This is a genomic window from uncultured Coprobacter sp., from assembly GCF_947855755.1.
Taxonomy (GTDB): domain Bacteria; phylum Bacteroidota; class Bacteroidia; order Bacteroidales; family Coprobacteraceae; genus Coprobacter.
In genome coordinates this window covers 129,465-152,536 of sequence record NZ_CANUAR010000001.1, presented here as the reverse complement: position 1 = coordinate 152,536, position 23,072 = coordinate 129,465, and the positions used below count along the sequence as shown (strand labels likewise).

The window sequence follows — 23,072 nt, the reverse complement described above, 5'->3', positions numbered from 1 at the left end:
TAATATTATGGCAATAAGAGAATGGAAAACTATAAAAGAGTATGAAGATATTAAGTTCGAATTTTTCGAAGGGATAGCGAAAATAACGATCAATCGTCCCGAAGTATATAATGCATTTCGTCCGCAAACCAATTTTGAAATGCTGGATGCCATGTCTATTTGTCGAGAACGGAGCGATATAGGAGTTGTGGTGTTTACCGGAGCTGGAGATAAAGCATTTTGTTCGGGAGGAGACCAGAAAGTAAAAGGTATTGGCGGTTATATTGATAAAGACGGAGTTCCCCGTTTGAATGTCCTTGATTTGCACAAAGCGATACGTTCCATTCCTAAGCCTGTAATTGCGATGGTCAACGGCTATGCGATCGGAGGCGGTCATGTTTTGCATGTTGTTTGTGATTTGACCATTGCTTCGGAAAACGCACGTTTCGGGCAGACCGGACCTAAAGTCGGCAGTTTCGATGCCGGTTTCGGATCTTCTTACTTGGCACGTTGTGTCGGACAGAAGAAAGCTCGAGAAATTTGGTTCTTGTGCCGTCAATATACAGCGAAAGAGGCTGAAGAGATGGGTATGGTTAATAAAGTAGTTCCTTTTGAACGACTTGAAGATGAAACGGTAGATTGGTGCAAAACTATATTAAAACGTAGCCCGATGGCGATACGCATGATCAAACGGGCGTTGAATGCCGAACTTGACGGACAGCGTGGACTTATGGAGTTTGCCGGAGATGCGACGTTGATGTATTATTTGATGGAAGAGGCGCAAGAAGGGAAAAATGCCTTTTTAGAAAAGAGAGATCCCGATTTTCAGAAATTTCCTAAATTCCCCGGATAAGAAGAAGTAAATGAAAGCTGCTTATACTCGGTATATTCTTGATTTTAAAGTGCCCGGAGGTACTTCAAGAGGTGTTTTAACCCGGAAAGAAACCTGGTTTATCCGTATATGGCATGATGAAACCCCTTGGATATTCGGACTTGGAGAGTGTGCCTTGTTTCGAGGGTTGAGTGCGGATGATCGTCCCGGATATGAAGAGAAATTGAAAGAAGTTTGTGGACAGATCGATACGTTGGATACGGTTTCGTTGAGAGATTGGAGTTCGATCCGCTTTGGGGTTGAAACGGCTCTTCTCGATTTAAAAAACGGTGGTAGACGTAAAATCTGTCCGGGAGCTTTTTATGAGGGTAAGCAATCGATCGAGATCAATGGACTGATTTGGATGGGTGATAAAGAGACTATGTATAGCCGCATCGAAGAAAAATTGGCTACCGGATTTCGTTGTGTCAAATTAAAAATCGGGGCGATAGATTTCGATTCGGAATTAGAGTTGTTGAAGTCTATACGTTCACGTTACGGAAAGGATGAAATTGAGTTGCGGGTGGATGCGAACGGTGCGTTTTTACCGTCAGAAGCGATGTCAAAATTGGATCGACTGTCTCGGTATGACATTCATTCTATCGAGCAACCTATCCGGCAAGGGCAGTGGAGGGAGATGGAGGCTTTATGCCGGAATACACCGATTCCGATTGCTTTGGATGAAGAGTTGATCGGAATTAATGATCCGAAATTGAAAGAACAGATGTTGGATGTAATAAATCCTCAGTATATAATTTTAAAGCCTGCATTGGCCGGAGGTTTGAGCGGATCTGCCGAATGGATCGATGAAGCCGAAAAACGAAATATCGGATGGTGGATAACTTCTGCTTTAGAATCGAATGTGGGGCTGAATGCCATTGCTCAGTGGACGGCAACACTTCAATTCTCTATTCCTCAGGGATTAGGTACCGGGCAATTATATAAGAATAATATTATTTCACCTTTAGTTCAAAAAGGTTCTGCAATACAGTATGATCCTTCGTTGAGTTGGGATTTATCACCGTTAATATGGGAATAGTACTGAATGATAGATGTTATTCAGATGTCGATGAGATTTCCGAAACAGAGGATAATGTCGATGTCATTTCATTTCTGACCGAATGGTTCGATGATCGTGAATATGTTGTCGGACATACGTCCGGATCGACCGGAACGCCTAAGAAAATTCACTTATTGAAATCGGATATGGAGGCTTCGGCTCGCCTGACGAACGAGTTTTTCGGAATAGATACCGGTTCGGTTCTTTTACTCTGTCTGTCTTCGAATTATATCGCAGGAAAAATGATGATTGTAAGAGCCCTTCTTGCAGGTGCGAATTTATTGGTCGTAAAACCATCATCTTCTCCGTTAAAAGAGATAAATCGTTTTGTGGATTTTGCAGCGATGGTTCCTATGCAGGTTAAAGAATCTCTTTCAGATCCGGTAACCCGGAATAAGATTTCTTATATAAAACAATTGATTATCGGAGGTGCTGCTGTATCTCCGACTTTAGAATCAGCTTTATCGGCGTTTCCGATACGGTGTTTTTCTACTTATGGTATGACGGAAACTGTTTCGCATATCGCTTTGCGTGAATTAAATACCTTCTATTCCGGATATACGGCTTTGGGAAATGTTACGTTCTCACAAGATGATAGGGGGTGTCTTTGCATTCATACTCCGCATTTGAGTAATGCATTTTTTGTAACGAACGATATAGTCAGACTTTCGGGAAAAACGAGTTTTGAATGGTTGGGTCGCTTTGATAATGTGATCAATTCGGGAGGGGTAAAACTTTTTCCTGAAGAGATCGAGAAGAGAATATCCGAATTGATACCTGATAAACGTTTTTATGTGACCGGAGTATCGGATGAACGGTTGGGCGAGAAAGCCGTTCTTATGGTCGAGGATCAGAATTGGACGCAAGAAAAGATTGTTTCTTTTATGAGAGAGGTAAGATCTATCTTATCTTCTTATCAGATTCCTAAAGAAATACGTTTTGTATCAAATTTTCGTGAAACCTATTCCGGAAAGATAATACGTGATAATCAGGAATAGCGACGGGGATATCGAAATAAAATAGCTGCCAGAGCAAAAATACCCATGAGTATAGGATAATAGAGATATCGGATAATAGAAATCGGGGAGATACTTGCAAGAGAAGCTGCTATCAGCATCTGTGCTCCATAAGGTATCAATCCTTGCACTAAACAGGAAAAAGTGTCTAAAATACTGGCAGATTTTCTTTTATCTATATGAAATCGATTTGCTATGTCACGGGCTATTTCTCCGGTAGTAATAATGGCTATTGTATTATTTGCCGTGCAAAGATTTGCAAAGCTGACTAATCCTGCGATACTGAGCTCTGCACCTCGTTTTGAGTTGACTCTTCGGGTCAGCTTTTCAATAATGTAATCGATTCCTCCGTTAAAGCGTATCATTTCAAGCATACCTCCGGCTAATAATGTGATTATGATCAGTTCTCCCATCCCTGTTATACCTGTTCCCATAGCACCGAACCAACCGAAAAAATCAAAACCGTTTGTTGTGATTCCTATAACTCCAGATGTGATGATTCCGAGTAATAAAACCAGCATGACATTTAACCCTGCGACGGCACTACCTAAGACAATCAGGTAAGGAATGACTTTTACCCATTGTACCTCTGTAAGATGTGACGGTGAGTGAATATTTAATCCGGCGAATATATAATAAAGCAATACGCAAAAGGCTGCAGGAACAACAATCATGCTGTTGACTTTAAATTTATCTTTCATTAAACATCCTTGTGTTTTTGTCGCGGCGATTGTCGTGTCTGATATGAAGGAGAGGTTATCTCCGAAAAATGCTCCTCCGACAACGATGGCAACCATGTAAGGTAATTCTGTATCTGTTTGATTTGCTATTCCTACGGCAACTGGGGCAAGAGCAACGATCGTTCCGACAGATGTTCCTATGGAAAGTGAGATGAAACAGGAAGCTATGAATATGCCTGCTAATAAAAGATTATCGGGTAATATTTGAAGCGTAAGATTTACGGTTGCATCGATCGCTCCCATCGATTTAGCGGATTGAGCAAATGCTCCGGCAAGTATGAATATCCAGATCATTTGTATGATATTTCCGTTTGCTGCTCCTGATGAAAAATGTGCTATGCGCTCATTTATGCTACCTCCTCGTGATATGATAACGGCAAAAGCCGAAGATATGAGAAATGCCACAGCGATAGGAACTTTATAAAAATCGTTTACTAAAAGAGAGGTAATGAGATATATGCCCAGAAAAACAAAAAGAGGACTGAGTGCCCAGAAATTGGGTTTTCTGGTTTTATGTATATGATAAGGAGAATTGACTGATCTTTGCATTCAGGAAATTTTAATTTGTATAATTCTACAAATGTACTGATAATCTGGTTTCGGGTAGTAAAAAGGATTTGAAAAATCCCTAATGTGATTCTTTAAACTTTTTGTTGTACCTCTCTGTTATGAATTACAAGATCTATTTACTTGAAGAGTGATATTAATTTAATAAATTGTTTTTATATGAAAAAGTTTTTTTATTTTTTCTCTGTCTTATTGTTTTTCGTAGGATGTTCGAATGATGATGAGTGTCTTAATGAAAGTACTCCTAAATCTAGTAACCTGATAAGCCCGGAATTATTTGTAACCGAATTGAGTACGAATTCGCCATATTCCGGAATCTTGGATATTTATCCGTGTGTGTCCGGTACTCCTAATTATTATGGAAACTATAAAAATGGACAATTAACGTCCTTGAATCCTATATATACTATTGCTTCCGGTTCTATACAGAATTATATTCGTCCTATGATTTTACCAATTGGTGTTTATACTTTATTATATTGGGGAGTTGCTTCTGCCGGAGCGGGTGGTACGTATGATAATCCTGCATCGACAGAACCTGCTCTTACATTGAATACCGATATGAGTAAACAGTATTATGGGTTACGGGAGTATCCTTCTGATACGGTTTGTCATCCGATATACGATTATGTATTTGCAGTAAAACAGGTTGATTTGGGAAATGAGAGTATTGCTGTTGCTCTACAACGAAAAACGGCGGGTATTAGTGTAACTTTAAAAAATGAGGATGGTAGTTCTTTAGCTACTTCTATTGATTCTGTCAGAGTGTATGTCGGAAATTTGGCGGAAAAAGTAAATGTATATAATGGGAATTATGAGAATTATACGAAAACAGTGATGTTCCCATTAGTGATTTCTGGAACGCAGGCAGAAAATAAAATGGCGATGGTGTTGCCTTCGGATGTACCTCCTTATTTTAGGGTAGAAATTGATTTGAAAAATGGGGAAACAAAAAAATATGAAACACACCTCTCTTCGATTTTGTCTCCGGGAACAAAATTGTCGATAATAATGGTCTCGAATGTAATATTTTCAGAGACAACCGAAGGTTCGGGATTTGAAGTGAATGATTGGACAGAAACAGAAGAAACAATTACCTTACCGCCTTTGAGTTGATTTTATACAAAACGGGCTGATTCACAAAAAATCAGCCCGTTTTATTTTTATTTTTCTTATTTTGCAGAATCCGGTTGCGCTGCAGCAGGTGCTGTAGTTTGTTGTGTTTCAAAACCGGGTTGTGCAGTAGCAGGAATTTCCTTTTTTATAGCATCTTTAATTTCTGATCCGTGACTGCCGGTATTGGCGGAGGGTAAGAATGCTGAAGCTACGATGCTTAAGATAACGACCGTACCGGCGAGTGTCCAAGTTGCTTTTTCAACAAAATCGGTTGTCTTTCGGACTCCCATAATCTGATTAGTTGAAGAGAAGCCTGATGCAAGACCTCCTCCTTTGGAGTTTTGTACCAATACGATCAATATTAAGAATATTGATGCGATTAGAATTAAGATGGTGATGAACAAATACATTTTATTCGCTTTTTATGTTAATAATCAATTTTTCTAAAAATCTTATTTGGTCTGCAAAGTAAATATTTTTTTCTGGATATTTCAAACTTAATTTTTTAATTATTTCCAAAGCTTTAGAATATCTTCTTTGCTTGATGTATATTTTTGCCAGACTTTCAGTTAAGAAAGCTTCATCTGTAGATTCGGTTAGAGGTGTTTCGGGGACATTTTTTGTGTTTTCCGGTTTTGCTGTGGCATCTATATCGGTAATCAGAGGATTCCCTTTTTCCGATTTTTCAATGAAAGAATCTATCAGGTCGATATTTTGCAATTCGTTTGAATTTGAAGTATCATTTCCGCTTTCAGTTTTGGAGAGAGATAAATAATCTGTTGTTGGTATTCCTCCTGTTTGAAGGATAAGCTGTTCGATATTTTCGGAAAAATTTTCATTTTGTGCCGACAAGAAAGAGTCTATTAGTGAAAAAGATTCCTTACTCTTTTCTGATTCGACATTTTGTCGGTAAAGAGAAGTCCATGATTGGCGAGCACCTTCCAATAAAAAAAATAGAGATTTGCGGTCACCTGAATAGATCGCATTTCTTTCAAGAGCTTCGGGGTAAAGAAGCGGCTCTTCTTTTTGTACTCTTTTTAAATATAAAAAACGAATGGCTTGAAAATAAGGATAATCGGATTGTAATGTACGCAAGTCTTCTAATGGTATTTGTGGAACACCTTCAGATAATTCTTTTCGTATTTTTTCTCCGTTTATCGACATAATTACCAACTTCCTACGGTTGCGTTAAATATTAGTTCCGCTAATTCATCTACAATTTGGGAGATCAACTCATCTTGGACTTGAGTCAACATCTGACTACTGGAAAAATCTCTATAAGCTCTAAAAGTTTGATCAACGTTAAGATTAGGATTTTTCGTATTAGTATATCTTACTTTTACCGAGATGGTCAGCCTTGTTTGTGATGCATAAGCATCTTCGGTTACAGCTTGAGGACTCAGGTCATAACCCGTAATTTCTCCTTCAACTTGCAGATCTCCTCCGGTTTTAACCATACTTAATCTGGTTTGTCGTGTATATATATCCTTCAAGGCTTCATTAAATGCAGGACCGAGAGGGGGATATACCAATGCTGCCCTGATCGGAAACTCGGCTACGGATATGGTTTTTGTCGTATTATAATCGATAGCTGCTCCGTTGAATTTGTAAGATATGGTACAAGAGGTCAATATGATCAGCAATAGTATGGTTAATCGTTTCATTCGTGTGGTTTACTCCAAATTATATTCTTTAATTTTACGGTAAAGTGTACGCTCCGATATTTTCAGTTCTTCTGCGGTTTTTTTCCGTTTTCCGTTATTCCTTTCCAAAGATTTCCGAATCATCTCTTTTTCTGCGTCCTCCAGAGATAGAGAAGTTTCTTCGAACTCACTTTCATCATGCACATCTTCTGTAGATTCTTTATCGATATGGAATGTCTTGACGGCGGGAACGGTCGGATGGGTTATTGCTGTATTGTGTTCCGGAGTATAAACTTTCAACCCATGTCCGTTTTCAGATGCCGCCAGATTATCTACAATGCTTTTCAGTTCATTCATCTCTTTACGCATTTCGAAGATAATCTGGTATAACATTTCTCGTTCATTTCCGAAAAGAAAGCCGTCTTTCCCTTCTGAACCGCTTACGACCGGTAACCGTTCTACATTATATGACGGTAGATATGACTTTATAATGTCGGCTGATACCTCACGAGAAGTCTCAAAGATGGATATTTGTTCTGTTACGTTTTTCAGTTGTCTGATGTTCCCCGGCCATCGGTAAGTCAGTAATAAATTTTTTGCATCATCGGTCAGTTGTATCGCCGGCATCCGGTATTTTTCAGCAAAATCATTTGAGAATTTTCTAAACAGAAGAAGTATATCATCCATTCTGTCTCGTAACGGAGGCAATTCGATAGGTACGGTATTTAATCGATAAAATAAATCTTCCCTGAATTTTCCTTCTGAGATCGCTTTAATCATATTGACATTTGTCGCAGCAACGATACGGACATTGGTTTTTTGAACTTTGGAAGAACCAACTTTTATGAACTCTCCGCTTTCCAAAACTCTCAATAAACGTGCTTGTGTCGTTAGAGGCAGTTCTCCGACTTCATCTAAAAATATCGTTCCTCCATCAGCCTCTTCGAAGTATCCTTTACGGTCGGCAAGAGCTCCGGTAAACGAACCTTTTTCGTGCCCGAAAAGCTCTGAGTCGATAGTTCCTTCAGGTATAGCGCCGCAATTTACCGCAATATAACGTCCATGTTTACGATGACTGTTTGTATGTATAATCTGAGGAAAGAATTCTTTTCCCGTTCCGCTTTCTCCGGTAATTAGTACGGAGAGATCGGTCGGAGCAATTTGTAAAGCTCGGCTGACAGCTCTTAATAATCCCGGTGTATTTCCAATGATGCCGAATCTTTGTTTGGCCTGTTGTATATCTGAGAGTGCGATCATATTTCTTAATTCTCTATTGCAAAAGTAGCAAAAGAGAGATTATAAGCCAAATGTATGCGATATATTTAACGGGTCGGTAATTTAAAATTTGTATAAACGCTTTATGTTCTGTATTTTTTTAGACGTTTTTCTAAATGGGAAATATATTCTTTATATTTTGTTGATTAGTAGGTGATTGTGTTTTGTTTGTATTTACATAATTTTTTTAAGGTCGAATAAAATCAAGCCTTTTTTCTTCTTCTGCGAAGAGAATTGCTGTATTTACTAATGCTAAATGAGAATATGCCTGAGGAAAATTACCAAGTTGCTCTTTTGTGTCGAAATTGATGTCTTCACTGAACAGGCCTAAATGATTAGAATAGGAGAGAACCTCATTAAATAGACAACGAGCTTCTTCTTTTTCACCTATGACGTATAATGCTCGGATAAGCCAGAATGTGCAGATTGTGAAAGCGGAAGATGGTAGCCCGAAATCATCCTCATTGTTATATCTGTACATCAGACCTTTATGAAATAAAGCTTTTTTTACGGCTTTTACGGTTTTATGGTAGCGTATGTCGTCTGCTTGTAGAAAGCCGTATGGCTCCATCAATAATAGAGAAGAATCTAAATATAGATTTTCATAAGTTTGTGAAAAACTCTGTATTTCTTCTTTCCATCCATATTTTAGAACGTCGGATTTTATCTTGTCCGCTTCTTTTTTCCAGCGTTCGCTATAACTGTATTTATCGAGCATGATTGCGATGCGAGAAGCCCTATCCAAAGCAACCCAACACATGACTTTAGAGGATACGAAATGCTGTTCTTTTCCTCGTATTTCCCAAATGCCTTTGTCCGGTTTATGCCAATCTTCGATGACTATGGCTATAATGCTTTTAACCATTTCCCAGATGTCTTCAATTTCATCGAGAGTGCCCGGCATTAATTGATAATACTGATAAATGAGGTCCATCAAATATCCGAACGAGTCGTTTTGCCGTTGATGGTAAGCATCGTTTCCTATACGTACCGGTTTCGAGTTTTTGTATCCTGAGAGATGATCGAGGATGATTTCTGTTAATTTACGTTCGCCTCTAATTCCATACATGATCTGAAATGATTCATGTTTGGCAACAAATGTTGATTGTATGAACTTCATGAATCGACGAGCTGCATCCGGATGTCCTATTTGGAATAATGTTTCGATAGACATAGATGCGTCGCGTAACCAGCAGAAACGATAATCCCAGTTTCTTACTTCTCCGATAGCTTCCGGCAAGCTGGTCGTTAAAGCTGCTAATACAGCACCGTTGTAGTATGACATTAGTTTTAAGATTAATAGGCTTCTTTCTATAATATCATTGTATATAGAATATTTTTTTGTTCGGTTTATCCAGTTAAGCCAATACACTAATGTCCTGCAATATTCTAATTTTTCTCGTTCGATGTTGACGGGTATGACTTTTTCATTATAGGATAAAAGGAGAAATTCATCTTTTTCTAATATGATTTCTTGATGATTTAAGATTGTTTCTAAAGGGAGCGATGAATATAGATATTGTCGGTCTTTGTTATTTTGGGAACTATAAGTTTCTATATATTGAGATGTCATGTTATAAATTACTTTACCTCTTGCATAGTCTGGAGCTGGGTTATAATCGATTTTAAATCGGGGATGCCCTTTAATGCGATTGATATAACGATAAATCTCTGCAGGACGGTAATGCTCATCTTTATTTTGGGAATGATAACACGGCATAAAATCGACAACAACGAATTCTCCTTCCTCTGAAGAAAAACGGGTAGATAGAATATTGGTGTGAGGTACGTATGATTGTGAAATAGAATATTTATTCGATACCTGAAATCCGAAATTACCACCATTTTTACGGTCTAATAATGCTGCAAAGATAGAGGGTGAATCGAATTCGGGGAAACATAACCATTCGATGTTTCCGGTTTCGGAGATTAGAGCTGCGGTACGGCAGTTTCCTATGACACCATAATTCAGATTACTCATATTTGTTTTTATTGTTTGTTGTTTGGAAGTAATTTTTTGAAGAAATTCATGATAGAAAAAATATTCTCCTTTCTGTCGAGATTTTTTTGTTGAAATAAATCTCGATGTATTAGAGCTTGGAGAAAAGGTATGACTTCTGATTGAGCAGTCAGATTATATCGTGCATTTTTTGATGCAGTTCCTATTTTTACGGTAACAGCTGTTGCCGGAAGAGCTTGGAACATATCGTCATCAGTCACATCATCCCCTATGGCCAGTATAAAATCGTAATGATCTTTTTGAAGCAGGCGGTTTACTTCAGAACCTTTGTTGTAATATGGAGATTTAATTTCGACCACTTTATCTCCTTGTAATATTTGTAATTTTTGTTGTAAGCATATTTTTATTAAAGAATTGGTTAATTGTTGAGCACGTAGTGCTCCTAACCAACTGTCTGTCTGTCGGTAATGAAATGCCAATGCCGTATCTTTTACTTCGAGGTGGGAACGGGGAGTTTTGGATACAAAAAGTTTTATTGTAGAGAGTAAAGATGGACTCCATTCGGTCGATTGTATATTTTTATTCCATTTCCCGTTTTCTTTATAAAATGCCCCATGCTCAGCGGCAAAAGATATAGGCAGTTGTCCCAACCATTTTTCTAAAGTCAGATGGTCTCTTCCGCTATTGATTACGATATGATTTTTTTTATCTTCCGCTAATTGTTGCAACAATTCTATCAGTTCAGGATCGGGTTTGGCATCTTCCGGACGATTTCGTATAGCGGTCAATGTTCCATCGTAATCAAGTAATATAAGGCGTTTATGAGCATGTTTATATCTCGATCGTATGTCGCTTATAACAGGACCTACAATGCGCTTTAATCTGAATCGTTGATTTTTGCTGCATATATCATTCCATTCGGTCATAAAATCTGCAGCCCATTTGTTAATAGTTTGATTAGATAAAATTGCCTGCATGTGATTAATTCTGTTTTTTTGTTCTCTTTCAGGCATTTCTAATGCTTTTACGATAGCTTGTTCTATTTCCTCAATATCGTTCGGATTAATTTGTATGGCATCTGTTAGTTCTACTGCACAACCGGCCATTTCACTTAGTATCAGTACTCCGGGATTGTTTTGTTTTGTTGCGACATATTCCTTAGCTACTAAGTTCATCCCGTCACGCAGTGGAGTAACTAATGCTATATCTGCAACAAAGTACATAGCGGCTAATTCTTCAAAAGAAAATCCATGATAGAAGTAGCATACGGGTGTCCAGTCTATTGTTGAATATTTTCCATTGATTGCTCCTATTTCTTCGTCTATTTTAGTTTTTAATTCTGCATATTGATTTACTTGATCTCTCGATGGCACGATTACCATCGCTAATGTCACTTTCCCAAGGTATTCGGGATGGTGTTCTAAGAATAGAGAAAAGCCCCATAAACGATGTAAAATTCCTTTGCTGTAATCTAATCGATCGACGGATAATATCATTTTATGGTTACCGAACAAATTTTGAAAGCGATTGATGGCTTTTTGTACTTCAGGATTTTCCGATACACTATGATAAAGATCATAATTGATACCCATAGGTAATGCTTCGACACGTATAACCCGATTTCCTATTTGAATTTCGTCTAATTGGAAGTCTATGTTGAGTACCCGTTCTGCTGCACTGATGAAATGACGCATATAATCGTGTGTATGGAATGCGATGAAATCAGCACCCAATAATCCTTGTAGAATTTCTCCTCGCTCAGGTAAAATTCTGAATAATTCGTATGAGGGAAAAGGTATATGGTGGAAATAACCGATACGCAGATGGGGCATGCGTTTTCGCAGCATGCCCGGTAGCAGCATTAACTGATAATCTTGTATCCAAACATAATCGTCTGCGGATACGATACTGCAAATTTTTTCACAGAAAAGAGCATTTACTTCTTGATAAGCTTTCCAAAAACAGTTTTTATATTCTGTATATGCGAAAAAATAGTGACATAAAGGCCAAATCGTACTATTACTATACCCTTCATAGTAGTTTTTATATTGATTGCATGATAAAAAGACGGGGTGAAAATTTAATTTTTCTAATTGTTCTGAAATGATCTGTTCGTCCTCTTTTTTATCTACACAAATACCCGGCCATCCGATCCAATGTTTCTCGTCGGTGGTTTTTAGAGAATTTAACCCTGTCGCTAATCCTCCTTCACTTCGAGAAAAAATGAATGTGCCGTTTTTCTCTTTACAGGCTTTGGCCGGTAATCTATTTGATATAATATATAGTTTCATATTTATGAATTGAGCAAAGGGTATGCCATATATTAATTTGTTTTATATAAATATCTGATATTTAGTATAATATGGTTATTTATTCTATAAAAATACCTTTTCAAAATGAAAAAGTGCTTTTCTTTTTGAAAAGGTTGTAGACAGGGGAAAGTAGTTGGTTTTGTAGAATTGTGGCAGGTTTAAATCAAATATAAAAATAGTTTAGGCTGTAAACAGGTGAACGATTATTAATAAATGCTGTTTTTGTGTTTTATAGAATTATATTTTAAATATAATTTTTGTGTACTAAAAATCGCTTTTAGATTGTTAATCAATTTTATTTATGTATTTTTGCCATGATTTTTTGACAATAAGTTACTAAAATAAAAAGATAATTTATTGTCGTGTGTATAGTTTTAGGTGTGAAATTCTTTATTTAAATTTATTTCTTTGAAAGCGAAAATTGTACATTGCCGTAAAATTTGTTTTATTTTACTTTGTTTGTTTTCAATCAATGGATATGCACAAAAATTGGCGTTGAAGACCAATTTAGTACAATGGGCGACTGTTTCTCCGAATTTAGGTGCTGAATTTGTATTAAGTAATCATTTATCGTTAGATCTTTCAGCTTCATTTAACGTTTGGTTTCCCGGTTCATCTTTAGATTTGAAGCATGTTTTAGTGCAACCTGAATTAAGGTATTGGTTCGGTAGACCTATGTCCCGGCACTATTTAGGAGCAACAGCTTTTTATACCAGTTACGATGCATTGCTGAAACGTAAATACTATTACGGAGATGCTGTCGCTGCAGGTGTAACATACGGTTATGCGGTAGTGATCGATAAACATTGGAATTTTGAAGCATCGGTAGGGATAGGAGCTCTTCGTTACCGTCAATATAAATATGCTAATACAGAACGTCGGCCTTTATCTGTCAATGATAGAGGATGGGCGCTTGTTCCTGTGAAGTTAGCTCTCTCTTTTGTTTATATACTACGCTGATTTTTTGTGTTTTGTGTTAACAATGCGGTGTATTTGTGGTAAAATATAATTAAGTGTACACGATGAAAAGTTTTATACAGATATGTTTTTTATCTGCTTTGATCTTCTTACTTTCGGGAGTTGATATTATTGCTCAAAATTTACGTGTAGCAGGAGTTGTCAGGGGCAATAATGAAGAGCGTTTGGCGGGGGTTACCATTATAAATAAAGAAACGAAAAATGTGGTCGGTTTGACGGATGAAGATGGTAAGTATTCTGTTGTTGTACCGGTAAACGGCATTTTAAATTTTACATGTCTCGGATATGACGGGCAAGATATAAAGGTAAAAGGACGTCAGATAATTGATGTTGTTTTGGTTTCTACTGCGGTAAAAATACAAGAAGTTTCGGTCGTTGCAAAAATTAAGAATAAGGTTATTTTCGAGCCTTCCGAGATCGAGGTTGTCGGAAATTATTTTCATTTAAAAACTCGTTTTAAAGTACCTGCGGAGATGTTCTCCAGCAATACCCGACTTATCGTTCAACCGACATTATATAATATTACTCGTAAAAAGGGTGTTTTGTTAAAACCTGTGGTGACAGATGGGCGAGAATATACACTTACGCAGGAGCGTATGTATGAGTTTGATTTGAGAAACGATCCTTTAGAGCCTTATATACGTAAGAGTGAAATGACTAAGAACGGAGAATTGGTTGCATACCATGATTCTGCTTATATCGAAAATCTTAAAGAAGATTTTCGTGCCGATATTCGATTGTCTCTTGAAAATTATAACCGGATTTTATTTACGGATAGTTTTCAAATAGCTCGCGGGCTTGTCAATCCGCTACGTTTTTTTGAATATAAATTGGAAGCAAAAAATATTACGGATGAACGTTATTTCCCAAAACCCGAATTACAGCTGCGTAATGATAGAGGGGAAGTAGAACTTTCATTTTTACCCGGTAAGGCGGATATTAATGATAGAGATCCGAAAAATGCATCGGAATTGGCGAAATTGAGAGAACGATTGTCTTCTATAGAAACTAATCCGGATGCGAAATTACAGACTTTTTCTATCTTGGGTGTTTCTTCTCCGGAAGGACCTCATGATAAAAACCTTGTTTTGGCTAAAAAACGTATGGATTTGGCGGTAAATCGTATTTTATCGCATTTGAATAAAGAGACTCTGGATTTTTTGAAAATTCAGACAGGTTCGAAGGTTGAAACTTGGCAGACTGCAATTGAAATGATGAGACGAGATTCTCTTTTCGGGCAGGCTCAAGATTTACAAAATATCGTAAATAAATATCCCGATAGTCCGGATAAACAATGGCGGGCGATTATCAGGCTTCCTTATTATAGAAGTGTAATCGTACCGCACTATTTGCCTTTAATGAGACGGGTAGAGTATAATTTTGATTATTCGATATATCGTTTTCTCACAGATGCAGAGATCAAAGAACTTTATCTTAAAGATTATAAGCAGTTGTCACGTCATGAATTTTGGCGGATGTTTGAAATCGCTGAGTCGGATGAAGAGAAAGAAACGATTTATAAACAAGCCCTTGAAGTTTATCCTAAATTTATGTTAGCGGCGAATAATCTTTCGGCTCTTTATATAAATCAAGGTAGACCCGATGATTCTATTTTAGAATCGTTTATTAGTAAAGATGCTCCTGAAGAGGTCTTAACCAATCAGGCTGTAGCATTGTTGAGCAATTGGAAATATGAAAAAGCTGATTCTGTCGTTTCTTTGATTCCAGACGGAGTTTCTTCGGAATATTTAAAGTCTGTAACTCGTGCGTTAAACGGCAATTATGAAGAAGCACTGGCAACTTTCGGACAAGAAGGTGGCATTAACGAGGTGGTGTTGTTATTAGCATTGAAACGTAATGACGAGGCTTGGGAAAAGGCTCAGAATTTACCTGAAACAGCCCGATCAGAGTATGTTAAGGCAATAGCGGCCAATCGGTTAGATAAAGTAATGGATGCGATCAATCACATAGAAAAGGCTTTTGAATTAGATCCGTCCTTAAGAGATGTGGCCAAAGTGGATGCGGATGTGATGGATTTATTGTGATAAAGAACGTAAATAAAAGATTGAAAGTAATATTGCTATGTCATCATCGAGATATTTCTGGTTGTTTGTTCTGAGTCTGTTTTTCGTATCAGGATTTACTCAAGCTCAGATTAATGGATTGGATTATACTTTGCAGAAGCGACGTAAAGCCGAGAAGTTCGAATCCGGACGTTTTTCTGACCATATGTTCATATCAGGAGGTTTAGGGGCTAATATGAAGCTGAGCCGTGAAGCTTCCGGTATATATGTCGGTCCTTTGGCTTCTTTTTATGTTGGCAAATGGTTTACTCCGGTTATAGGTTCTCGTGTAGGATTAGACGCCAGTTATATGTCTGTTAATAATGGATTTACTGGGAATAAAGCCGGGATTATCGGCGTTAATTGGGATTATCTTATGAATTTGAGCGCATTTGCCAATCGATATAATCCGGATCGATTATTTGAACTGGTCGGTATTTTGGGTATTAGTTACCATAATGCGTTTCGTCATGCAAGTTATCGCCATGTGTGGGGACTGAGTGGCGGGTTTCAAGGTAAGTTCAGTTTATCACCTTTGGTAGATTTGTTTATCGAGCCGGAGTTGTCGATCTATCGAGATAATATCGATGATAGGTCTTCATGGCGTAAATATGATCTTTTCGGATCTGTAATGTTTGGGGTTTCATATAAGATGATTCCTGTCGAGAAACGTGTTACGACAGCATTTTTTCGTCCTTTCCGAAATAATATGTTTATATCCGGAGGGGTAGGTACTCGTGCATTGATTTCGAGACAAATGTTTTCTAATGGTATTTTCGACTTTTTTGGTCCGTCTGCTCAAGTTGCAATAGGAGGATGGATAACTCCGGTTTCCGGAATTCGTTTCTCAGCAGATGGAGGTTTTTCTGATTGGAAAGCTCCTGTGAACGGAGTGCATTATCGATTAAAAACTGTTGGGCTGAGAGCTGATTATTTATTGAATTTCAATACGGCTTTCGGGGGATACAACCGGAATCGTTTATTTGAAGTTGTCGGAGTTGCAGGAGTAGAAGGAGTTTATGCAAAGAAAAGCATGGATAAGGCGGCTATTGTTCCGGGTGTAGGAATTGGTTTACAAGGGAATCTTCGCCTGACGAAAGATATCGACTTTTATGTCGAACCTCGTATGTCATTTTATACGAATCGCTTAGCCGGAGGGAAGACTGTGTCGAAATTGGATGCTTTAGGTTCTTTGAGTGTTGGTATAATATATAATACGGTTGAACGGGAAATACGCAGAAACCAAGATAAATTCGTTAATAGCGTATTTTCTGATAATATGTTTATTGCTCTTAGCGGGGGATTAGGAAAAATAGTCTCCAGACCTAAGTTGGGACTTTCTACTCGGCAAGCTTTAAGCGCCAGAGCGACAATATCTTTAGGAAAATGGTTTACTGCTATTTCCGGTTTACGGGTTAATGGTACGGGGATGATAATCGGTTCGGCCTTTCCTGCAGGAAAAGCTACTCGTTACAATGCAATTATAGCAGGAGCGGATTATATGTTTAATATAACGTCTGTTTTTGCCGGATATAAGGAAGATCGCATATTCAATTTGATAGCAGCTGCCGGTCCTTCAGTTTTTTATCGGAATCAAAAAGTCTATCCGGCATTAGAAGCTGGTTTGCAGGCGCAGTTTAATGTTTCTTCTCATTGGAATCTTTTTCTCGAGCCTCATCTTCTTTGGGTTGCCGATCGAGATGCTCTTTCGGGATTATCAACGTATAAGACTGTTCTTCCAACCGTAAATATCGGTGTCGGTTATACATTCCGTGGATATGACCGGGAGACCAATCGTTCTCTATTTGAAGGGGAAAAAGGATCTTCTTATTTTGTTTCTGTTTCAGGTGGAATATCTACTTATGTCAATAATGAAATGTTTCGGAATATAAGCGTCGGACCTGTTGGCAGGATCTCATTAGGCCGATGGTTTTCTCCTTTATCGGCATGGCGTTTATCGTTATCCGGAGAGCAAGTTAAGGATCAAAGTGGCGAGTTTACTGTGCATGGAGGTCTGGATGCCGACTATATGTTGAATTTGAGTACTCTTGCTGCAGGATATAATCCGGATAGATTGTTTTCGTTAAGTGGTATTTTAGGGGCGAAATTAGGATTGGGTGTGACTTCCTTTTATAAAGAAATACGCTTTGTACCGGGAGTTTCAGCCGGATTGCAAGGGGCATTTCGTGTAACTCCTGCTTTGGATATATTTTTAGAGCCTCAAATTTCGGCATATTTCAATCGATTTGATGGACGCAGGAATCAGGTAGTTGCCGGAGATTTGCTTTTGGGATTGACCTACAAATTTAAAAATAGGGCGGAGCGATATTTAAATAAGGACGAGGTTGATAATTCAACGTTCGTTTCGGCTGGAGTTGGTACAGGCGTTTGGGGAAATACCGTTGTTTCCCGTACGGGAAAGGTAAAAAATAAACTTTCTTTTAATGCCGATGTATCGTTGGGTTATTGGTTTAATTCTATTTCTGGAGTTCGTTTGTCTTTCGGAACAAATACTTTCCGTCCTGCGGTATGGTATGATGCAGACAAGATGACAATTTTATCTTTACGCAGTGATTATTTAGTAAATCTGACTTCTTGTTTTTCGGGATATGATCCGGATAGATTATTTGATATGATAGGAATTGTGGGAGTCGGAGCTGCTTTTCCGACTAACGCTACGGATGCAAAAACGACATATACGGCGATTGTCGGTATGCAGGCTAAATTCAATATAAACCGTAAATTGAGTATATTTGTTGAACCGAGGGGATCGTTTTTCGGAGATAAAGTCGATGGAAAAAAATGTTCTGCTAAGTTTGATGCGGCGGCTAATCTCTTGGTCGGTACGACATATTCTTTTTAGAACCGATAAATAAGCCTGCCTAAATTTTCCAATAAGAAAATTTAGGCAGGTTCTAAAAACTCAGTTTTTATTTACTTTTCAATTTCTTCAAATATTCTGATGGAGATATTCCGAATTCTTCTTTGAAACATTGTCTGAAATAGACGGGACTATTCATTCCTACTCTGAAAGCTATTTCAGAAATCGTGTATCTGCCTTCCAACATTAGTTTTTCTGCGTTTTGCATTTTTATTTTTCGTACATATTCGTTTGTCGAAATACCGGTTAAAGCTTTTATTTTCCGATAAAGAGTGGATTTGCTCATGCATAATTTATCGGCAAGGTAGGCAACATCTATTTTTTCTGATTTAAGATTGTCTTCGATAATTTGTGTGATCTTTTGTATAAATTCATTATCAAGTTGGTTTAGGGATTCGTGAAGTATTATGCTTTTGTCGGAACTGATGTTTAGGTTTTTACTGAATTGATTAGCCAATTTTTTACGGGATTCTAATAAATTGTGAATACGGCTTCTCAATAAACTCGCACTGAAAGGTTTCGTCAGATACGAGTCTGCACCGGCCAGATAACCCTCTTCTTTATTCTGCAAAGAGTCCTTTGCTGTGAGCATTATAACCGGAATATGGCTTGTGCGTACATCTCCTTTTATAATTTTACAGAAAGTGATTCCATCCATACCGGCCATCATAATATCTGTTACTATAATGTCGGGGATCTGAGAGATTGCCGTACGATAACCAGCCTCACCTTCCTCTGCAGTTATGACTTCGAATGAATCGGAAAATGATTCAGATATATATTCGCATATATCGGGATTATCTTCTACTACTAATAAAATGGGTTTTTCTCCGGAAATATGGCTGTTGAGTATAATATCTTCGGCAGATTCTGTATCGAGGTTATCGTTTTGTTCTTTTTCTTCAGAGTCTGCATGAAGAGCATTCGGATATATGTTGTTTATAATAAGAGAAAACCTAAAACTGCTGCCTTTCCCGGGAATACTTTCTGCATGAATCTCTCCTTGATGCAGTTTAACGAGATTTTTTACTAATGCCAGCCCTATACCCGTACCTGATACATGACGATCGTTTTTGGCTTGATAATATCTTTCGAAAATGTGAGGTAGCTCTTCGGAAGAGATACCCTGTCCCGTATCGGAAACTCTGATTTCTGCATAGTCCGTATTATTTTTTCGGATAGTATAAAGAGATATATTGATATAACCTTTCTCCGTATATTTTATAGCATTTGAAATTAGATTGTCAAGTATTATCGTTATGATCTCTTTATCGAAATATAAGGGGAGAGGATCGCTTTCGATCGCAATGTTGAATTCAATATTTTTCTTAGGATTCAGTTCTTTGTATTTGAGACCGACTTCTGTAACCAATGCGGCAAGGTTATTTTTACTTACACAAAGTTTTTTGTTTTGTGTCTCTGTTTTGCGAAATTCGAGTATTTGGTTGATTAAATTTAAAAGTCGAATAGCGCTATTATGAATGATTGATATCTTTTTTTGTTGATGTGGGAGCAGATCTTTATCTTCTTGCAAATCTTCCAAAGGGCCTAAAATTAAAGTTAACGGTGTGCGCAATTCGTGTGTGATATTGGTAAAGAAACGTAACCGTTCGTTATTAAGTTCTTGTTCCTGTTCATGATTTTTTTTCTCCAGTTCATAAGAACTTTGCATATCTACTTTTTTCTTGTAAAGTCTGAGAAGGTAGAAAATAATGCTTACCGAAAGAATAAAATAAAGGATTTTAGCCCACCATGATAACCAAATAGGAGGAGTAATACATATCGGAAGAGTATTGATCTCTTCAGTCCATTCTTGGTTACGAATTCGAGTTTTTACTTGGAATTCGTATTGTCCCGGAGGGATATTGCGAAACAATGCTGTATTTTCGTCAACGGTGTACCAAGAGTCGTCAAATCCTTTTAGTCGGTATGCATAATCGACTAAACCGGCTTGAGAATAGTCCTGAATATTGTATGTCAAGTTAAAAGTATTTTGTTTATACGTTAATTCTATATCTTTATTGTTTTGTCCATAAAAGTTTATAGTATTATTATTTTCGTATGAAGACTGTCCGTCAAATATTTTCATTTCGGTAATGATAACACGAGATACTTTGCGCTTACTTAGTACGGCACTCGGATCGAAATAACGAGCTCCATTTATCGATCCGAAATAGATAATTCCATTTTCGTCCTTCGTTACGGCTGCACTGGTAAAATTGCCCATTGGGACTTTTTCGAAATAATTGTAATTTATAAATTGTTCGGTATTTGCTGTATAACAACTGATCCCGGCGTTGGTACTGAACCAGATATTCCCTTCATTGTCTTCGGTAATAGCTCGGATATGGGCATTGTGAATGCCGTCTTGTCGGTTATAAATTTTGTATTTCCGTTTTTCATTAGCGGTGAAACAGACTAATCCGTCTCCGGTTGCTACCCAGATTCTGTTTTTTGAATCTTTGAAAATATGATTTATACAATTAGAACAAAATCCGTTATTTTCATTGAAATGATCAATCGGTCGCATATCTTTTGTAAAAACAGACAGTCCCTGTCCGAAAGTGCCGACCCACATTTGACCTTTATCGTCTTGAACAAGACTACGTATCATGTTTTCGGGAAGAGAAGAATTTGCCGAAGTATAGTGAAATGTATTTTCTCGTGTTTGAGTATTGACGATGAATATTCCGGAACTAGTTCCTATCCACATGTTGTGTTCAGTATCTTCATAAAAGCAACGGGCATCGTGAGTAGGAGCTTCTTTCAGGTCGATATGAGAAAAAGTATTTTTCTCGTTATTATATACATCCACTCCCCCCATGAACGTTCCTATCCATATATTATTTTGAGAGTCGCAATATTCACTTGTAATAGAATTGTGTCTTAGTTTTTTGTTTTCTTCAGTGTAAATGGTTGTACGGTTACCTTTTTCAAAGACATTGATTCCTCCGCCATCAGTACCGATCCATAATTTATTATTTTTATCGGTACATAGGCTCAATACGATTCTGTTGTTGAGGTTGTTTTTATATTCTTTAATCGGGGAATAGCTGTAAGTTCTAAAAAAAGGCTGAATATGACCGATAAAGTCAATGCCTCCTCCATACGTTCCAATCCATATATTTTTAAAAGAGTCTTGAAATAAACATCTTACTGTCGAGTTCGATAAACTGTAATTATCGCTTCCTACTGTAAGATGCTCTGGATTAATCGTATTTTGTGACAGATAATATTGATGTTTGAGATCTATGATAAAAATTCCATTCAGTTCTGTGGCAATCCAAATTTTGTTATTATCCATTTGACGAATATCAAAAACGGCAGATATTGAAGGTGTGTTTATAAATTGACTTATAGAAAAAAATTGTTCTGTTTTCGGATCGAATAAGGCCGCACCTTTTTCAGTTCCTACCCAGATGTTATTCGAATTATCTTTATATATGCAATTAACTCGGTTCCCGGGTATGCTGTTTCTATTTTGGGGATTGTGTCTGAAATTCTTTACATGTTTGGATTTCAAAGAAATAATACTCATTCCATGTTCTACATGTCCGATATATATATTTCCGTTTTCATCTTCTAATACAGTCCAGGTATTGTTGGATGGCAAATCAGGTAATGTGTTGGTATTGAAATGAATGAACTCTCCGGTATTTTTATTGAAATATTCTATTCCCCGATAGTAAGTACTGAGCCATAGATTTCCGTCTTTTGCAGGGGAAATATGTGTGACATCGTTTGTTATGAGGCTGCTGGATATAGAATCATTATGTGTGAATACGGTTAATTCGTTTTTTTCATAATTATAAGCATTCATTCCCGCTCGTTGAGTGGCTATCCATATAATCGGTTCTGAGGGGTCGGCATAAATACAGTTCAATTCGTTCCCACTGAGATGATCGGTATGTTTATAATAATTAATAAAACGACTACCGTCAAATTTATTGAGACCTTCTTCGGTAGCAAACCATAAAAATCCGTCTTTATCTTGAGTAATATTTACGACATAGTTGTTTGATAGACCTTGTTCTATTCCCAATTGTTTGACATAATAGTTTTGGGAATATAAGAGGGTGGGAATAATAATGCCGAGACTTATCAATAGAATTTTCATGATATTATATGCATTTAAAATAAGTAATTATAGTGTTATATAATTATTTGTGATGTTTTTTTCTGGTTTTAGAGTCAGTCGTCTAAAATTTCCGATAAAAAAATATTATCAGGTCATCTTTACATTTTCTTCCGGTCTGTTTTTCTGTTTTCATTCGTTAGAAAGTTGAATATCTCCTTATAAAAAAGATTCTTAAATCAGAGCTGAGCCTTTCGATCGCTAATTTACAAATATACCGATTAATTTATTTTATTTCGATAATGATAAAAAAATATATTGCATGATTTACTGTCTATATTTGAATGATTTGGTATGTTGCTATTTTACAGAAAAAGAATATGTCGAAGTAGAAAATTTGTATATGCATGATTTGACGTCTGTTATTGCTTGATTTTTATTCCGTTGTTTTGTATTTAAGTGAATAAATTTGTATAACAGAGTTTTAGGTAGGAGTCATTCGCTTAAATATTAGATTTTTAAACATTGCACCCGTT

The 23,072-nt window shown here is 37.2% G+C and carries 15 protein-coding genes; 7 read left to right on the top strand and 8 right to left on the bottom strand.

Annotated elements, in window-relative coordinates:
- Positions 1 to 7: 7 nt before the first annotated feature.
- Genes menB through Q0093_RS00550 form a run of 3 tightly spaced genes read left to right on the top strand, consistent with a single transcriptional unit; the run spans position 8 to position 2,908 of the window.
- Positions 8 to 832, top strand: coding sequence for a 1,4-dihydroxy-2-naphthoyl-CoA synthase (gene menB / locus Q0093_RS00560; protein WP_297928015.1), 825 nt, complete (start codon positions 8 to 10; stop codon positions 830 to 832).
- Between the two features lie 10 nt (positions 833 to 842).
- A complete protein-coding gene (locus tag Q0093_RS00555; RefSeq protein ID WP_297928013.1) occupies positions 843 to 1,889 on the top strand; it encodes an o-succinylbenzoate synthase in 1,047 nt (348 codons plus the stop codon).
- A complete protein-coding gene (locus Q0093_RS00550) occupies positions 1,880 to 2,908 on the top strand; it encodes an AMP-binding protein (RefSeq protein ID WP_297928011.1) in 1,029 nt (342 codons plus the stop codon). Before Q0093_RS00555 ends, Q0093_RS00550 begins: the two co-directional genes overlap by 10 nt.
- Here Q0093_RS00550 and Q0093_RS00545 read toward each other — a convergent pair.
- Positions 2,899 to 4,215 carry a Na+/H+ antiporter NhaC family protein gene (locus tag Q0093_RS00545; protein ID WP_297928009.1) on the bottom strand — a complete coding sequence of 439 codons (1,317 nt, stop codon included), beginning with the start codon at positions 4,213 to 4,215 and terminating at the stop codon, positions 2,899 to 2,901. The genes Q0093_RS00550 and Q0093_RS00545 overlap by 10 nt on opposite strands.
- A 177-nt stretch (positions 4,216 to 4,392) precedes the next feature.
- Here Q0093_RS00545 and Q0093_RS00540 point away from each other — a divergent pair, with 177 nt between their 5' ends.
- Positions 4,393 to 5,349 carry a FimB/Mfa2 family fimbrial subunit gene (locus Q0093_RS00540; RefSeq protein ID WP_297928007.1) on the top strand — a complete coding sequence of 319 codons (957 nt, stop codon included), beginning with the start codon at positions 4,393 to 4,395 and terminating at the stop codon, positions 5,347 to 5,349.
- A gap of 56 nt (positions 5,350 to 5,405) precedes the next feature.
- Here Q0093_RS00540 and secG read toward each other — a convergent pair whose 3' ends face one another.
- From secG to Q0093_RS00510, 6 genes are all read right to left on the bottom strand, one after another.
- The gene (gene secG / locus Q0093_RS00535; protein WP_297928005.1) at positions 5,406 to 5,759 is read right to left on the bottom strand and encodes a preprotein translocase subunit SecG; all 354 of its coding nucleotides are present in this window, start codon (positions 5,757 to 5,759) and stop codon (positions 5,406 to 5,408) included.
- A gap of 1 nt (position 5,760) precedes the next feature.
- Complete coding sequence (locus Q0093_RS00530) at positions 5,761 to 6,513, bottom strand: tetratricopeptide repeat protein (RefSeq protein WP_297928003.1); 753 nt, start codon at positions 6,511 to 6,513, stop codon at positions 5,761 to 5,763.
- A 2-nt stretch (positions 6,514 to 6,515) separates the two neighbouring features.
- Complete coding sequence (locus tag Q0093_RS00525; RefSeq protein WP_009319578.1) at positions 6,516 to 7,013, bottom strand: LptE family protein; 498 nt, start codon at positions 7,011 to 7,013, stop codon at positions 6,516 to 6,518.
- A gap of 9 nt (positions 7,014 to 7,022) precedes the next feature.
- A complete protein-coding gene (locus Q0093_RS00520) occupies positions 7,023 to 8,246 on the bottom strand; it encodes a sigma 54-interacting transcriptional regulator (RefSeq protein ID WP_297928227.1) in 1,224 nt (407 codons plus the stop codon).
- 208 nt (positions 8,247 to 8,454) lie between these two features.
- Entirely contained in the window at positions 8,455 to 10,248 is a 1,794-nt protein-coding gene (locus tag Q0093_RS00515) for a glycoside hydrolase family 15 protein (protein ID WP_297928001.1), read from the bottom strand.
- An 8-nt stretch (positions 10,249 to 10,256) separates the two neighbouring features.
- A complete protein-coding gene (locus tag Q0093_RS00510) occupies positions 10,257 to 12,518 on the bottom strand; it encodes a bifunctional alpha,alpha-trehalose-phosphate synthase (UDP-forming)/trehalose-phosphatase (RefSeq protein WP_297927999.1) in 2,262 nt (753 codons plus the stop codon).
- A 429-nt stretch (positions 12,519 to 12,947) separates the two neighbouring features.
- Here Q0093_RS00510 and Q0093_RS00505 point away from each other — a divergent pair, with 429 nt between their 5' ends.
- From Q0093_RS00505 to Q0093_RS00495, 3 genes are all read left to right on the top strand, one after another.
- Positions 12,948 to 13,499 (top strand): DUF3575 domain-containing protein, encoded by a 552-nt coding sequence (locus Q0093_RS00505; RefSeq protein ID WP_297927998.1) that lies wholly within the window; start codon positions 12,948 to 12,950, stop codon positions 13,497 to 13,499.
- 62 nt (positions 13,500 to 13,561) lie between these two features.
- Positions 13,562 to 15,562, top strand: coding sequence for a hypothetical protein (locus tag Q0093_RS00500; RefSeq protein WP_297927996.1), 2,001 nt, complete (start codon positions 13,562 to 13,564; stop codon positions 15,560 to 15,562).
- A gap of 37 nt (positions 15,563 to 15,599) precedes the next feature.
- Entirely contained in the window at positions 15,600 to 18,443 is a 2,844-nt protein-coding gene (locus Q0093_RS00495; RefSeq protein WP_297927994.1) for a hypothetical protein, read from the top strand.
- Positions 18,444 to 18,510: 67 nt separating this feature from the next.
- On the opposite strand, the gene Q0093_RS00490 is transcribed toward Q0093_RS00495, so the two are convergent.
- The gene (locus Q0093_RS00490) at positions 18,511 to 22,578 is read right to left on the bottom strand and encodes a two-component regulator propeller domain-containing protein (protein ID WP_297927993.1); all 4,068 of its coding nucleotides are present in this window, start codon (positions 22,576 to 22,578) and stop codon (positions 18,511 to 18,513) included.
- Positions 22,579 to 23,072 lie beyond the last annotated feature (494 nt).

Excerpts from the sequence above, each read along its gene's own strand:
- menB (WP_297928015.1), top strand. The coding sequence starts at position 8 with ATGGCAATAAGAGAATGGAAAACTATAAAAGAGTATGAAGATATTAAG.
- Q0093_RS00500 (WP_297927996.1), top strand. The coding sequence starts at position 13,562 with ATGAAAAGTTTTATACAGATATGTTTTTTATCTGCTTTGATCTTCTTA.
- Q0093_RS00550 (WP_297928011.1), top strand. The coding sequence starts at position 1,880 with ATGGGAATAGTACTGAATGATAGATGTTATTCAGATGTCGATGAGATT.
- Q0093_RS00495 (WP_297927994.1), top strand. The coding sequence starts at position 15,600 with ATGTCATCATCGAGATATTTCTGGTTGTTTGTTCTGAGTCTGTTTTTC.
- Q0093_RS00525 (WP_009319578.1), bottom strand. The coding sequence starts at position 7,013 with ATGAAACGATTAACCATACTATTGCTGATCATATTGACCTCTTGTACC.
- Q0093_RS00555 (WP_297928013.1), top strand. The coding sequence starts at position 843 with ATGAAAGCTGCTTATACTCGGTATATTCTTGATTTTAAAGTGCCCGGA.
- Q0093_RS00545 (WP_297928009.1), bottom strand. The coding sequence starts at position 4,215 with ATGCAAAGATCAGTCAATTCTCCTTATCATATACATAAAACCAGAAAA.
- Q0093_RS00515 (WP_297928001.1), bottom strand. The coding sequence starts at position 10,248 with ATGAGTAATCTGAATTATGGTGTCATAGGAAACTGCCGTACCGCAGCT.
- Q0093_RS00490 (WP_297927993.1), bottom strand. The coding sequence starts at position 22,578 with ATGAAAATTCTATTGATAAGTCTCGGCATTATTATTCCCACCCTCTTA.
- Q0093_RS00540 (WP_297928007.1), top strand. The coding sequence starts at position 4,393 with ATGAAAAAGTTTTTTTATTTTTTCTCTGTCTTATTGTTTTTCGTAGGA.
- Q0093_RS00530 (WP_297928003.1), bottom strand. The coding sequence starts at position 6,513 with ATGTCGATAAACGGAGAAAAAATACGAAAAGAATTATCTGAAGGTGTT.
- Q0093_RS00510 (WP_297927999.1), bottom strand. The coding sequence starts at position 12,518 with ATGAAACTATATATTATATCAAATAGATTACCGGCCAAAGCCTGTAAA.
- secG (WP_297928005.1), bottom strand. The coding sequence starts at position 5,759 with ATGTATTTGTTCATCACCATCTTAATTCTAATCGCATCAATATTCTTA.